Origin of the sequence: Aliidongia dinghuensis (assembly GCF_014643535.1) — a bacterium.
GTDB lineage: Bacteria > Pseudomonadota > Alphaproteobacteria > ATCC43930 > CGMCC-115725 > Aliidongia > Aliidongia dinghuensis.
The window spans coordinates 38,820-52,587 of sequence record NZ_BMJQ01000008.1; the positions used below are offsets into that span (position 1 = coordinate 38,820).

The 13,768-nt window shown below is 67.1% G+C and carries 14 protein-coding genes and 1 tRNA gene; 6 read left to right on the plus strand and 9 right to left on the minus strand.

What is annotated here, in order from left to right; genetic code table 11:
• Nucleotides 1-132 precede the first annotated feature (132 nt).
• Nucleotides 133-208: transfer RNA gene (locus IEY58_RS15825), tRNA-Val, on the minus strand.
• Between the two features lie 149 nt (nt 209-357).
• Here IEY58_RS15825 and IEY58_RS15830 point away from each other — a divergent pair.
• Entirely contained in the window at nt 358-1,308 is a 951-nt protein-coding gene (locus IEY58_RS15830; protein WP_189047463.1) for a DUF3108 domain-containing protein, read from the plus strand.
• Nucleotides 1,309-1,331: 23 nt separating this feature from the next.
• On the opposite strand, the gene IEY58_RS15835 is transcribed toward IEY58_RS15830, so the two are convergent.
• Nucleotides 1,332-2,117: an AraC family transcriptional regulator gene (locus IEY58_RS15835; protein ID WP_189047465.1), complete on the minus strand. Its 786-nt coding sequence runs from the start codon at nt 2,115-2,117 to the stop codon at nt 1,332-1,334.
• A 102-nt stretch (nt 2,118-2,219) separates the two neighbouring features.
• On the opposite strand from IEY58_RS15835, the gene IEY58_RS15840 reads away from it, so the two are divergent.
• Nucleotides 2,220-2,732: a DinB family protein gene (locus tag IEY58_RS15840; protein WP_189047467.1), complete on the plus strand. Its 513-nt coding sequence runs from the start codon at nt 2,220-2,222 to the stop codon at nt 2,730-2,732.
• Nucleotides 2,733-2,742: 10 nt separating this feature from the next.
• On the opposite strand, the gene IEY58_RS15845 is transcribed toward IEY58_RS15840, so the two are convergent.
• Nucleotides 2,743-3,441, minus strand: a complete 699-nt coding sequence (locus IEY58_RS15845) for a GntR family transcriptional regulator (RefSeq protein WP_189047469.1) — start codon at nt 3,439-3,441, stop codon at nt 2,743-2,745.
• Nucleotides 3,442-3,568: 127 nt separating this feature from the next.
• On the opposite strand from IEY58_RS15845, the gene IEY58_RS15850 reads away from it, so the two are divergent.
• Together IEY58_RS15850 and IEY58_RS15855 are read left to right on the plus strand one after the other, a co-directional pair.
• On the plus strand, nt 3,569-4,747 hold the full coding sequence (locus tag IEY58_RS15850; protein WP_189047471.1) for a pyridoxal-phosphate-dependent aminotransferase family protein: 1,179 nt from the start codon (nt 3,569-3,571) through the stop codon (nt 4,745-4,747).
• A 77-nt stretch (nt 4,748-4,824) separates the two neighbouring features.
• The gene (locus tag IEY58_RS15855; protein ID WP_189047473.1) at nt 4,825-6,084 is read left to right on the plus strand and encodes an MFS transporter; all 1,260 of its coding nucleotides are present in this window, start codon (nt 4,825-4,827) and stop codon (nt 6,082-6,084) included.
• Nucleotides 6,085-6,091: 7 nt separating this feature from the next.
• Here IEY58_RS15855 and IEY58_RS15860 read toward each other — a convergent pair whose 3' ends face one another.
• Nucleotides 6,092-6,616 (minus strand): cysteine hydrolase family protein, encoded by a 525-nt coding sequence (locus IEY58_RS15860; protein ID WP_189047475.1) that lies wholly within the window; start codon nt 6,614-6,616, stop codon nt 6,092-6,094.
• Nucleotides 6,613-7,485 (minus strand): TauD/TfdA dioxygenase family protein, encoded by an 873-nt coding sequence (locus IEY58_RS15865; RefSeq protein WP_189047477.1) that lies wholly within the window; start codon nt 7,483-7,485, stop codon nt 6,613-6,615. Before IEY58_RS15865 ends, IEY58_RS15860 begins: the two co-directional genes overlap by 4 nt.
• A gap of 189 nt (nt 7,486-7,674) precedes the next feature.
• Between IEY58_RS15865 and IEY58_RS15870 the strand changes: the two genes are divergently transcribed.
• Nucleotides 7,675-8,145, plus strand: a complete 471-nt coding sequence (locus IEY58_RS15870) for a MarR family winged helix-turn-helix transcriptional regulator (RefSeq protein WP_189047479.1) — start codon at nt 7,675-7,677, stop codon at nt 8,143-8,145.
• Nucleotides 8,146-8,160: 15 nt separating this feature from the next.
• Here the strand turns inward: IEY58_RS15870 and IEY58_RS15875 are convergent, their stop codons facing one another.
• Together IEY58_RS15875 and IEY58_RS15880 are read right to left on the minus strand one after the other, a co-directional pair.
• Nucleotides 8,161-9,717, minus strand: coding sequence for an MDR family MFS transporter (locus IEY58_RS15875; RefSeq protein ID WP_229743752.1), 1,557 nt, complete (start codon nt 9,715-9,717; stop codon nt 8,161-8,163).
• Nucleotides 9,714-10,172 (minus strand): MarR family winged helix-turn-helix transcriptional regulator, encoded by a 459-nt coding sequence (locus IEY58_RS15880; protein WP_189047480.1) that lies wholly within the window; start codon nt 10,170-10,172, stop codon nt 9,714-9,716. The genes IEY58_RS15875 and IEY58_RS15880 overlap by 4 nt, the downstream gene beginning before the upstream one ends.
• Before the next feature lie 353 nt (nt 10,173-10,525).
• Here IEY58_RS15880 and IEY58_RS15885 point away from each other — a divergent pair, with 353 nt between their 5' ends.
• Entirely contained in the window at nt 10,526-12,217 is a 1,692-nt protein-coding gene (locus IEY58_RS15885; RefSeq protein WP_268237578.1) for a methyl-accepting chemotaxis protein, read from the plus strand.
• A 203-nt stretch (nt 12,218-12,420) separates the two neighbouring features.
• Here the strand turns inward: IEY58_RS15885 and IEY58_RS15890 are convergent, their stop codons facing one another.
• A complete protein-coding gene (locus IEY58_RS15890) occupies nt 12,421-12,780 on the minus strand; it encodes a TonB family protein (RefSeq protein WP_189047484.1) in 360 nt (119 codons plus the stop codon).
• A 242-nt stretch (nt 12,781-13,022) separates the two neighbouring features.
• Nucleotides 13,023-13,730, minus strand: a complete 708-nt coding sequence (locus IEY58_RS15895; RefSeq protein ID WP_189047486.1) for a lysozyme family protein — start codon at nt 13,728-13,730, stop codon at nt 13,023-13,025.
• Nucleotides 13,731-13,768: the final 38 nt, after the last annotated feature.

Below are 13,768 nucleotides of genomic sequence, written 5' to 3' on the forward strand. Positions count from 1 at the left end.
CAGGCGTTTAGAATTTAAGGTTCCGGCCGCTTGCTCGGCCGGGTGCCGCCGTATCGGAACGAAACTTCGGCCGGAACAGGCACTTGGGCCTGACGCGCCGGCAAGGACTCGAACGGGGGAGGAGGACGAGGATGGTGGGCGCGACAGGATTTGAACCTGTGACCCCTTGCGTGTGAAGCAAGTGCTACTACCGCTGAGCTACGCGCCCATCCTCGTAACGGTTGCGGGTTTTAGGCGGCGGGTGCCGTTCCTGTCAAGCGCCGATGGCGCCGGCGGAGAAGCGGGGCTGCGTCGCATGCGGGACATGGTCCAAGGGAGCATGGGACCCGGATCGCTCGAGGGAGCCGCTGCATGGGAATGATGGCACGGAGCGTCGCGGGCTGGAGCGTCCCGAACTGGAGTGTCCCGAACTGGAGCGTCCCGAACTGGAGCGTCCCGAACTGGGGCGCCACGGGTTGGGCCGGGGCCGGCCTCCTGCTGGCTGGATTTGCCGGCACGCCCGCATTGGCCAGCGACGCGGTGCCGTTCGACCTTGCCTACGATCTGAGCCTCGGTGGCCTTACCGTCATGAGCTTCGAGCTGGAGGTGCGGACGACCGGCGATCGCTACGCCATGGATTTCTCCGGCCGGACGCGCGGCATGATGAGCCTGTTCGGCCACGGTTCCGTCGCCTCCTCGAGCGAGGGGCGCCTGCGGCCGGACGGCACGCCCGTGCCGGAGGTGTTCATCAGCCATTCCGATGGCAACGAGGGCGAGCGGCAATCGCACATCCAATACGGCTCCAACGGACCGACGAACTGGGTCGCAGAGCCCATGCCCGGCAGCGACGGCGATGAAGTGACGCCGGTTCCGCCTGCCTCCATTCCCGGCACCCGGGACATCCTGACGGCTCTCCTGGATTTCGCCGCGGCCCTTGGCCGGAACGAGGCCTGCACGCGGGACATGCACATCTTCGATGGGCGCCGGCGCTTCGATCTGCGCACGAGCGACCGCGGCATGGAGGTCGTGACGCCCGAGGGTGTCGGCTTCTATGCCGGCCCGGCGCACCATTGCCATCTGGATCTCGACCGGATTGGCGGCTATCCGACCGACACGTCGAGATACATGTCGGGCAACGAAGCCGAGTTCTGGCTGGCGCCCGTGCTGCCGGGCGAGCCGCCGGTGCCGGTCGAGATCGTGTTCAAGGGGCGGCTCGGCATGATGCATGCCCGCCTCGCCCTGGCGCGCCATGGCGCCGATCTGCGCGGCACGCCCGAGACCGCGCCCCAGTCGGCCGCGGTCCCGCAGCCGCACGACGATCCGCGTTAGCTGGCCCTGCGAGACGGCCTGCTCTAGCGATCTGCAACGCGCTTGAGATACCGGCTCGGCGACGCCCCCAGAACGCGCCGGAAAGCGGCCGAGAAGGCGCTGGTGCTGCCATAACCCAGGTCGAGGGCAATCTGGGTGACCTGCTCCCCCTCGCCCAGGCGCACGATGGCGGAGAGCAGGCAGGCCTGCTGGCGCCAGAGCGCGAAGCTGGTGCCGGTCTCCCGCCGGAACGCCCGTGTGAAGCTGCGGCGGCTCATGCCGGCGCGGCGCGCCATCTCGTCGATGTCGACCTCCAGGCTGGGCTCGTCGAGCACGGCGCGGCAGAGCCGGGCGAGGCGCGGCTCGGCCGGCAGCGGCGCATTGAGCCCGAGCGGGCGCATTGCGGCGATCTCATCCAGCAGCAAGGCCATAATCCGCCCCGCGCGCTGATCTTCTGCATAGACCGGCTCGACGTCGGTGGCCTCCACCAATAGGTCGCGCAGCAGCGGTGAGACACCCAGCACCTGACACTCCGTCGGCAACCGGGCAGCGCCCGCCGCTTCCGGCCGGATGAAAGCATTCAACATGGTGACTGGGCCGGACATCCGCATGGAATGAGATACGCCGGCGGGCACCCAGAAGCCTCGCCCCGGCGGGACGACCCAATTGCCGCTCTCCGTCACCACCGAGGCGACGCCCGTCGCGGCGAAAGCGAACTGGCCGCGGCGATGGGCGTGGACGGGATAGACGAAGCGCGCCGGATAATCATTGGCCGTCACCACCACGTCCCGCGGCAGGTCTTCGTAGGGATCGAGCGGCGTGTCGCGCATGGCCCGGATTCTACAGAATTCGACCTGGTACCGAAAGCAGATCGCGTCTCCGCCCTCTAGGATCGGGCCTTCCGTTGCCGAACAGTTTCAAAGGCCTGTCCGATGCCGAACAATCTCCTCGCCATGCTGACGCGGTACAATCGCTGGGCGAACGGCCTGATCTTCGAGGCGGTCGCCGCCCTGCCGGAGGGCGAGGCCGAAAAGCCGCGCCAGACCGTCTTCTCCTCCATCCTGCGGACACTCGATCACGTCTATGTGGTCGGCCGGATCTTCCAGGCGCATCTGGAAGGCCGGCCGCATGGCTATGAGGCTCGCGTCTCGCCGGAAACGCCCCAACTCGGCGAGCTCGCGGCTTGGCAGCGCGCGCTTGACGACTGGTATGTGTCGATCGGCGACAGGCTGTCGGCGGATGGGGCGGACGAGCCGGTCGATTTCACCTTCGTTGATGGCGGATCGGGCCGCATGACCCGGGCCGAGATACTGCTCCATGTGGTCAACCACACGAGCTACCACCGGGGCTTCGTCGCGGATCTCCTCAGGCAAATCCCGGCACGGGCGCCGGTCACCGATCTGCCGGTCTTTATCAGGGATCGTTCGCGCGGCGCCGGCGCATAGCGCCCAGCCCTCAGACCGCCTGTTCGACCGCGTCGGGCGTCAGATGGGCGAGCAGCGCTTCGGCCTTGTGGGCGAGATGCGCCTCGAGCAGCTGGGCCAAGAGCGCGCCGTCACGCCGGGTCAAGGCCACCATGATCGCCTCGTGCTCCTCGACCGCCTGGGCCCAGCGCTCCGGGCTCCATTGGCTGGCGAGAAAGCGCGGCCGGCGGATGCGGCCGGCCAGCTGGTCATAGGACTGGGCCAGGAGCGGGTTGCCCGCGGCCGCGACGATGCGCCGGTGGATCGCCTGGTTCAGCCGGAAATAGGCCGGCAGGTCGCGCCGGACGTAATGCGCCCGCATCTGCAGGTGCATGGCGTTGAGCTCGAGCAGGTCGGCCTCGGACACGCGCTCGGCCGCGAGCCGGCCGGCCAGCGCCTCGAGCGCGCCCATGAGCTCGAACATGTGGCGGATCTCCGCCTCGCCAAGGCTCGCCACGCGCGCCCCGCGATTGGGCGTAAGCTCGATCAGCCGTTCGGCGGCCAGCACCTTGAGCGCCTCGCGCAATGGCGTGCGCGACACGCCCAGCCACTCCGTCAGCTCCCGCTCGCGCAGCCGCGTGCCGGGCGCCCACTCGCCCTCGATGATCATGTCGCGCAGGCGGCCGAGCAGCCCGTCATGCAGGGTCAGGCTGTGACCGGGCGGGGGCAGGGGCGGCTCAAGTTCGCTCATGGGTGCCATGGTAGCACGCGTTTCTCGCTCCCGCAAAATTGCATGCAAAACGGATTCGTCACTTGCCGTGCTTTTCTGGGCATGAAAGAGTGCGGTCCTGGATTGCATGCAATCGAGGACGCGCGCCATGACCCTCCACACCGGCCGTCATTTTCTCCAGATCCCGGGTCCCAGCACCGTGCCGGACCGCGTGCTCCGGGCCATGGACATGCCGGTGCTGGATCACCGGGGGCCGGAATTCCAGGCCTTGGGCCGCGAGGTGCTCGCCGGCTGCCGCGCCGTGTTCAAGACCTCGGGGCCCGTCATCATCTATCCAGCGTCCGGCACAGGGGCCTGGGAGGCCGCGATCGTCAACACGCTGACACCCGGCGATGCGGTGCTAATGGTCGAGACCGGCCATTTCGCGACGTTGTGGAAGGCGATGGCCGAGCGGCTCGGCATCGAGGTCGAGTTCTTCGCGACCGACTGGCGCCGCGGCGTCGATGCGGCTGAGGTCGAGGCTCGGCTTGCGGAGGACAAGCAGCATCGCTTCAAGGCGGTGATGGTCGTCCATAACGAGACTTCGACCGGCGTCACCAGCGACATCGCGGCCGTGCGCCGGGCGATCGACCGGGCGTCGCATCCGGCGCTCCTCATGGTCGACACGATCTCGTCCTTGGGCTCGATCGATTATCGGCACGAGGAATGGGGCGTCGATGTGACCGTGTCCGGGTCGCAGAAGGGCCTGATGCTGCCGCCGGGCCTGTCGTTCAACGCGATCTCAGGCAAGGCGCTCGCCGCATCCAAGGCGAACCGGATGCCGCGCTCCTATTGGCGGTGGGAGGAGATGCTGGCGCCGAACGCGCAAGGCTTCTTCCCCTATACACCGGCGACGACGCTGCTCTATGGGCTGCGTGAGTCCCTGAAGATGCTGCAGGAGGAAGGGCTCGACCAGGTCTTCGCCCGCCATCGCCGCCATGGCGAGGCGACGCGGCGGGCGGTGCGCGCCTGGGGGCTTGAGGTGCTGGCGGTGAACGCGGCCGAGCAGTCGCCGGTCTTGACCGGCGTGCTGATGCCGGACGGCCACGATGCCGACAAGCTGCGCGAGGTCATCCTCGACAAGCTCGACATGTCGCTGGGCCAGGGCCTGGGCAAGCTCAAGGGCCGGATCTTCCGCATCGGCCATCTTGGGCACTTCAACGACCTGATGCTGGCTGGCACCTTGGCCGGCGTCGAGATGGGCCTGGCCTTGGGCCACGTGCCGCACCAGTCCGGCGGCGTCGCGACGGCGCTCAACTACCTCAAGGAGACGCTCGTCGACGGCTGAGGCCAAGCGCCCGCCAGGCGCCCGCCAGGCGCCCGACAGTCCAGCAAAAGATCGACAATACCAAGGGAGGAACGGGAATGGCCGGATCGCGGATCGGTGCCACGCGCGGGGTCTTGGCCCTGCTGTGCCTCATGTATTTCATCACCTATGTCGACCGGGTGAACGTCAGCACGGCGGCCGATGCGTTCAGGGGCGAGCTGGGCCTCAGCAACACGCAGGTGGGCTTCGTCTTCTCCGCCTTCGCCTATCCCTATCTTCTGTTCCAGGTTTTCGGCGGCTGGCTCAGCGACCGGTTCGGCGCGCGCCGCACGCTCGCGGTCTGCGCGCTTATCTGGGCCGGCGCCACGATCGCAACGGGCCTGGCCGGCGGCTTCATGAGCCTGATCATCGCCCGCTTCTTCCTGGGCTTTGGCGAGGGAGCGACTTTCCCCACGGCGACGCGTGCCATGGCCAACTGGACGGCGCCCGAGGACCGCGGCTGGGCCCAAGGCATCACGCATGCTTTCTCGCGCTTCGGCAACACGCTGACGCCGCCGATGGTGGCGGCGCTGATCGCGTTTACCAGCTGGCGCGGCTCGTTCATCGTGCTCGGCATCGCGAGCTTCGTCTGGGTCGTGATCTGGCAGTTCTATTTCCGCGACGACCCACGCAGCCATCCGGCGATCACGCGTGAGGAGCTCGACCGGCTGCCGCCCTACGGCGCCCAGCGGCAGATGCGGCCGGTGCCCTGGGGGCCGCTCTTCAAGCGCATGGCGCCGGTCACGATCGTCTATTTCTGCTACGGCTGGACGCTCTGGCTGTTCCTCTCCTGGATCCCGTCCTACTTCCTGCACAATTACAACATGAAGCTCTCGAGCTCGGCGCTGTTTGCGGCCAGCGTCTTTGCGGCCGGCGTGCTCGGCGACAGCCTCGGCGGCTGGCTCAGCGACCGGTTGCTGCGCCGGACCGGCAGCGTCACGCGCGCCCGGCGCGACATGGTGATCCTCGGCATGCTGGGCGCACTCGCCTCGATGCTGCCGATGTTGTTCGTCCACGAGCTGACCGTCTCGGTCATCTGCCTCGCGTCGGGCTTCTTCTTCGCCGAGCTTACGATCGGGCCGATGTGGGCCATCCCGATGGACATCGCGCCGGAATTTTCCGGCACGGCGAGCGGCATCATGAACACGGGCTCGGCCTTGGCCGCAATCGTCTCGCCCGTCATCGGCGGCTGGCTCATCGACCGCACCGGCAACTGGGATTTGCCGTTCCTCTGCTCCATGGTCCTGATGGTGGCGGGCGCCATGCTCGCCTTCACCATGCGGCCGGAACGGCGGTTTGCCGTGCCGGTTCCGGCCTGAGCAGTCGCTAGAACGCGACCTCGGCCGCCGGCACGCAGCGGACGAAGCTGCCGCCGAGCGTCTGGTTGTGATGCTGGCGGATCTGGGCCCCAGACAGCACCGGCGAGTCGAAGGTCGTGTGCGCATCCGACACGAGCGCAACCTTGTAGTGGAGGCCGAAGGCGGCGCGGCAGGTCGAATCGACACAATATTCCGACTGCATGCCGCAGATCACCAGGCGATCGATGCCGGCGCGCTTCAGGATCGCGTCGAAGTCCGTGTCGTGGAACGCGCTCGGGTGGGTTTTCTCCACGACCGGCTCGCCCGGCTTGGGCGCGATCGGCGCGTGGATCTGCCAGCCGACGGAGCCGCGCGCGAAATCCGGGTCGCCGGCATCGTTATGCTGGACGTAATAGACCGGTACGCCCTCGGCGCGGGCGCGCTCGAGCAGGCCCGCGATGCGGCCAACCACCGCGGCGCCGTCATCGGGCTGGCTCGGCTGCAGGAACATCGCTTCCTGCACGTCGATGACGACCAGGGCGGTCTTGCTCATCGTGCGGGTCCGACGGGCACGTCGCCCTTGATCGTCGTGCGGTAGAGCGTGCGTGCCATGTCGGGCGGGCAGCCGGTCGCGAGATGCATGACCGCGCGGTTGTCCCACATGACGAGGTCGCCGTCTTCCCAGTGGTGCCGGTAGATGAAGGCGTCCTGGGTCTGGTGCCGGTAGATCTCGGACAAAAGGTCGCGGCTCTCGTCCTCGGGCAGCTCGATGATGCGGGTGGTGAAGCCCTCGCTCACGAACAGCGCCTTGCGCTTCGTGCCCGGATGCACGCGCACGACCGGATGGATCGCCGGCAGCACGGTCTGTTTCTGCGCCTCGGTCAGGTCCGGACGGAGTGTGCTCTTGGCACGCTGCGCCTCGTTGCGCGCGAGGTAGCTGTGCTCGGCGGTCAGCCGGTCGAGCTTCGCCTGCATCGCCGCCGGCAGCGTGTCGTAGGCGGCATGCTGGGTTGCGAACAGCGTGTCGCCGCCCGCCGCCGGAAGAATGCGCGAATGAAGCAGCGAGCCCATGCTGGGCTCGGGCTTGTAGCTCAGGTCTGAATGCCAGTATTTGCCGGCATCGACGAGGCCGATCGGCTCGCCATTCCGGAATTCATTCGAGACGATCAGGATCTCCGGATGATTTTCCAGGAGGAACTTCTTCTGGACATGAATCTCGAGCGTGCCGAAGCGCCGGCTGAAGGCAATGTGCGAGACCGGGTCGAGCTGCTGCTGGTCGCGGAACACCAGGACCGAATGGCGGTCGAACGCCTGACGGATCGTCTCGAACTCAGCATCGTCGAGCGGCGCGCGCATGTCGAAGCCGAGCACTTCGGCGCCAAGGACTTCGGTGAAGGGGCGGATTTCGAAGGGGGCGACCATTTCTTGGACGAACCGGTGCAGTTGCGACGTTCCGAGCGCCAAATGTGGCCCTTCTGCTGGGCGACCGCAACCCATCGGTCATAGACGGCGCTGGTATCGCCGTCGACATTCGGGTATCGCATCGATCGGGCAAATACAAACCCGCCGGAGAAGCCGGCACGGCTCTAGCGACTTGGGAAGCTCCTGGTAATGGACGATAAAACGCCCCGGTACTCGTTCCCGCTCGAAGAAAGCATCGGCTATTTGCTGCGGATGACGCACCGTTCCTTTGCTCGCGCCGTGCAGAAGGAGATATCACCCCGCGGCGTCACGATCGGCATGTGGTACTTCCTCAGGATCTTGTGGGAGGAGGACGGGCTCACCCAACGAGAGCTGAGCCAGCGGGTCGAGATGATGGAGCCGACGACCGCGACCGCGCTCAGGAACATGGAGGAACGCAACTTCGTGCGCCGGGTGCGCAACCCGATCGACAAGCGCAAGGTCAATATCTACCTGACGGACGAGGGCCGGGCGCTGCGCGAGGTCATGTTGCCGCAGGCGCGTGCCATCAACCAGGCAGCACTTGCCGGTGTCGCGGCCGAGGATATCGCCAGCCTCCGGCGCGTGCTGTGCCAGATGCGCGCCAATCTGGGCCCGGGTGAGCCGATCGAAGAGCTCTGATCACTCGGCATCTTACTACTCGGCGGCGCGGGTTTCGGCCTGGGATTCAGATCGGGCGGCGGTCGCCCGGAGCGGCAGCTCCGGCAGGAACAGCACGACCAGGAAGGCGAGGCCGGCGATGGCGCCGCCGACGAGGAACGTCGCGGCGATTGCCGGGCGATAGAGGCCGATCACGCCGTCGCGCAGCGCCGGCGGCATCTGCGCGATCTGCTGCACGCCGGACGAGAGCAGCGTTGCCTGGTCGATGGCGCCCGAGAGCGGGCTTGCCGCCAGCAGCGACTTCAGGCGCATGCTGAGGATGCCGCCGGAAAGCGCGACACCGACGACCGCGCCCAGCGAGCGAAAGAACGCGGAGGTCGCGGTCGCCGTGCCCATGTCCTTGAGCTCGACCGCGTTCTGCAGCGCCACCGTCATGGTCGGCATGACCAGGCCTAGCCCCAGGCCCAGCACGATCATCAACGGCTCGATGAGCCAGATGCCGCCCCCGGCCTCGGCCGTCCAGCCGAGGCCGAAGAAGACGAGAGTCGCAGCGCCCAACCCCAGGACAGGCAGCGGCTTGTAGCGGCCGGTGCGGCTCACCAGCCGGCCGCCGGTGATCGAGGCGGCGACGACGCCCAGCATCAGCGGGCCGGTCAACAGGCCGGAATGAGTCGGCGCCACGCCCAGCACGAGCTGGAAGAACAGCGGGAAGAACACGGTCGCGGCACTCATGCCGGTGAAGGTGAGGGCCAGCACGATCCAGGACCGCGCCACCGTCGGGTTCGCGAACAGATGCAGCGGCAGGATCGGCTCGGCCGAACGCCGTTCCTGGCGGATGAACAGCGGCACGCTGATCACGGCCGCGAGCGCCGCCGCGATCATCTCGGGCGAGGTCCAGGCATAGCTGTTGCCGCCGAGGCTCATCAGCAGCAGGAGGCCGGTCGTGCCGATGGTGATGAGCACGGCACCGCCATAGTCGATGCGGTGGCGGATCGCCCGCGGTGGCCGGCCGAGGCCGATCGCGATGAAGCCCAGCGCTGCGGCACCGACCGGCAGGTTGACGTAGAAGATCCAGTGCCACGACAGCGCGTCGGTGATGGCGCCGCCCAGGACCGGGCCGCCGACGCTGCAGCCGGCGAACACGGCGCCGAACAGGCCTTGGTAGCGCCCACGCTCGCGCGGGCTCACGAGGTCGCTGATCGTGATCTGGACGAGCGGCAGCAGCCCGCCGGCACCCAGCCCCTGGATCGCGCGGAACAGGATGAGCGCGTTCATGGTCTGCGCCAGCGCCGCCAGCACCGAGCCCGCGAGAAAGATGAGGATCGCCGCATAGATCAGCGGCTTGCGGCCGTACTGGTCGCTGAGCTTGCCGTAGAGCGGCATGGCGATGGTCGAGGTCAGCACATAGGCGGTGATGACCCAGGACAGGCGCGAGACGCCGCCCAGGTCGCCGACGATGCGCGGCAGCGCGGTCGCGACGATGTTCTGGTCGAGCGCGCCCAGCATCAGCACCAGCATCATGCCTACGAGGACGGTGCGGATGCCGCCCTTTCGGGTGCCGGCGGGGGCGGTATCCGGAGCGTCGGCACTCATCGGGATTGCTCCTGTTGTGCGCTCATGGCGAGAAGATGGGGCAGGGCGTCCGCGAGCGTGGCGCGCCCGGACTCAGGCAAGGCCGTGAGCCGCTGAGCGAGCCACCGGGTCCAGCCGTCCTTCACGGCATTGAGCAGCGCGCGGCCCGACGGTGTGATGGCAAGGCCGACTCGCCGGCGATCCTCGTCCGGTGCCGGCAGGCGGGCGACGAGGCCGGCTGCTTCCAGTTGCCGGATCTGACTGCTGACGGTCGGGCGGCTGATCCGCTCGGCCTCGGCAAGCGCGCTCACGCCGATGCCGGGCTGTTCCAGCACCCGCTTCAGCAGCATCACCTGGGCCGGCGGCAGGCCGGCTGCCGGCATGCCGGCGCGGAACTGCCGCACCAGCCGCAACAGGGCCGGGCCGAGCGCGTCGGCCAGTTCGGCGGCTTCCATCGGTTTCCGGGCGACGACCATCACTCCACTCCGACCCGCTTCGACCCTGTATCGGGTCGTAAACAGATAGTTAGTTTTATACACCTATCTTTAGCGGAGGTCGGTCGCTCATGGAAGAGGCGTCCGGGGAAGAGGCGTCCGGGGAAGAGGCGTCCGGGGAAGAGGCGTATGCCCAACCCGGTAACGAATTGGTTAGTGTCCGCGAAACATCCTAGTCGGCACCACCGCTGGGTGGTCTTCTAGTTGCAGGCGAAACTGATAGAGAAATCTTGCGCTGTGTGTATAGTGCCGGCATGGGCCATGTCTTCGCGCCGATTCTCAAGCGTTCGGCCGGACAGGCTTTCGGAAAATACAGCAATTTCAAGGAAAACGGCATGAGCAGTGTCATTTCCAGCCTAACCATAAAATACAAAGTAAGGTTGGTGTTTGGCTCTTTGTTCGTCGTCCTGACGGTCATGGCGATCCTGGCCGTGCTTCGCTTGGGCGACATTGCGTCGGCGACGGCGAACGTGCGGGACAACGTGCTGCCGACGACCCAGCTGCTGGGCAAGATGACCGACACGTTCCAGCGCCATCGAATTCTCGAGGCGGAGCACGTGCTGGCGGTCGACGCCAAGCAGATGGATGCGATCGAAGCGACGGAAACCACTGCCCTTGGCGACATGAAGCAGCTGCGCACCTCGGTCGAGCCGCTGCTCAAGACGGCGGACGAAAAGGCCGCCTATCAGCAGTTTTCCTCGGCGTGGGACGATTACCTGACCGCCAGCGACCAGTTGAATGCCGCCTCGCGCAAGAACGACGACGAGAAGACGGTCGCGGCTTACCGCGATCACGGCGGCAAGGCGTTCGACGCGGTGCGCACGGCGCTCACGGGCCTGGTCGACCTCAACGTGCATCGCGGCGACGAGGGAGCGACCGCCGCCGAGCGGACGGCGACCTCGACCGAATGGGTGCTCGGCACGGCCGTGATCGTGGCGCTGCTGCTCTGCCTCGTCGGGACTTATGTCTTCGAGGCGACGGTGCTGAAGCCGATTCTCAAGATCGTCGGCATCATGGGCCGCCTGTCGCAGCATGACCTGACCGTGACGCTCGACGGCGCCGAACGCGCGGACGAGATCGGCATGATGGTGCGCGCGATCGGCGTGTTCCGCGACAATATGGAAAAGGCCGACGTCCTGTCCTCGGAGCAGAGCCGGGAGAAGGCGGCGAAGGAACAGCGCCAGGCGCGCGTGGAAGGCCATATCGCCGAGTTCGCCCGGGCGATCGAGCGGGAGATCTCGGCACTCTCTGCCGCCGCCGGGCGCATGCGCACTGCGTCGCAGACCATGTCCCAGACCGCGACCGAGACCAGCCATCAGGCCGACGCGGTCGACCAGGCGGCCCAGCAGGCGTCCGCCAACGTCGAGAGTGTCGCGAGCGCCACCGGCGAGCTCGCGTCGTCGGTGACCGAGATCAGCCGGCAGGTCGATCTTTCGAGCCAGATCGCCCGCAAGGCGGTCGACGAGGCCAACCGGACGAACCATACGATCCAGGGCCTGGTCGGCGCGGCGCAGAAGATCGGCGACGTGATGCAGCTGATCGGGCATATCGCGGCCCAGACGAAGCTTCTGGCCTTGAACGCGACAATCGAGGCAGCACGCGCCGGTGAGGCGGGCAAGGGCTTCGCGGTCGTGGCGTCGGAGGTGCGCAACCTCGCCGCCCAGACGGCGAGCGCCACGGACGACATCGCCCAGCAGATCGGCGAGATCCAGAAGGCGACTGAGGAGGCGGTCGGCGCCATCAGCCATATCGGCGGCACGATCACCGAGATCAGCGACATCTCGACCATGATCTCGGCCGCGGTCGAGCAGCAGGGGGCTACGACCCAGGGCATCAAGCGCAACACGGTTGAGGCGGCGAGCGGGACGAGCAACGTCTCGGCCAACATCAGCCGCGTCAGCGCCGGCGCCGGCGAAACCGGTGCCGCCGCTGCCGAAGTGCTGAACTCGGCCGGCGAACTCGGCCGCCAGTCGGAAATCCTGCGCCAGGAAATCACCCGGTTCCTCGACCAGATCCGCGCGGCGTAAGTCTCTCCGCTCGTTTCGAGGGCCCGGTGCGCAAGCACCGGGCCCATTTCATTGTGAGTTCACCCGTCACCCTATCTCTCAACCGTCAAGCCCGGGCATGACGCTGGTCGGTGGATGGGGCGGGGCTGTCCCCGCCACCTGACAAACGAAAACGGCGCGGAAGATCACTCCTCCGCGCCGTTTGTTGTGTGGGCCTGGCCCGCTTACTTCAGCGAGAAGGCGATCTTCAGGTGGACGAGCGTATCGCCGCCCGGCGGGGCCGGGAAGGGGGCGGCGTTCTTGGCGGCGTCGATCGCGGCGTTGTCGAGCGCGGTGTTGCCCGACGAGGTCTCGACTGACGGATCGGCGGCGCCGGTGCCGTCGATCTTGACCGCGAGGGCCACAGTGCCTTCCTGCTCGCGCATCTTGGCGAGCCGCGGATATATCACCGACTTGTGGATCATCTCATTGACCTTGCCGACATAGTCCGCCGGGGCCTCGACGGCCGCGACCGCGGTGCCGGCAACAGAGACGAAAACGAGCGACAGAAGGGATGCGCGGAGCGCTTTGGTCATGTTGGGCATGGCGTCTGGAAATCCCGGAGAATGGGCGTCTGAAGATTCTGGTCCGACGTGTCCGCACAATTCCCGGTCGTGAATTCCCGGAACCGGCGATCTGGCCCAACCTTAGCGTGCCATTTATTTACAAGTCGTTGTCATGACTTAGGCAGCAATGGCCGATTACATAAAATGCTCGTCAAATACTCGGCGCTTTTACCATGGATTGCGCCTGTCGCCGCGGTGGTGAAGGCGATCGATCGCCGGCCCTAAGCGTCGATCTTGCTGGGTGCGGGCTTCGCCGGCGGTATCGTGTAGGCGGCGAACTTGGCCTTGTCGGCGCGGTAGCGCGCGGCCAGGTGGGCGACCGCCTGGCCGGCTGTCATCGTGTGCCCCTGATGGTCGCGGAACAGGCTGCGGTTGGACGCTACGGCCTTGGGCATGATCTGGTCGACCGGCGCCTCGGGCGTGTTCTTGGCGGCATTGATCAGGTGCGCAGCACCGCTCGGCCCCAGGAGGAAAGAAATCTGCACCTCGGCCTCGCTCGGCTCCCGGTGCAGGATGCGGGCGAGATGGGCCTTGTTCTCGTCGAGATATTTCGCGGCCATCTTGGCCGACAGGCTGAGGTCATGGCGCAGGTCGAGCACTTCCTTGAGCGCTTGCGGGTTGGCGATGGTGAGCCGGCCGTGCGCGTCGGTCTTGATCTGGGCCAGGAGCTCCGGCTTCACGCCCATCGCCTCGCCATGCTGCTTGACGAGCGAGAGCCAGGTATTCTTGACGAACTGGAACGGGCCGGCGGCACCCGTGTGCTTGTTCACCGCGTGCGGCTTGAAGGCGCTCTCGCCCGAGACCTGGGCCAGAAGCTCCGCGAAATCATGCCCGCCGGCCGCGTCGGGCGTGCGCGCCACCGCGGCGATCTGGTCGGGAATGCTGACGCCGGTGATGTTGGTGCCGGCGGACGACGCGGTCTTGGTCATGGCTTCGTCCCTTGGGCTGACGAGCGAGCGACGGTAGG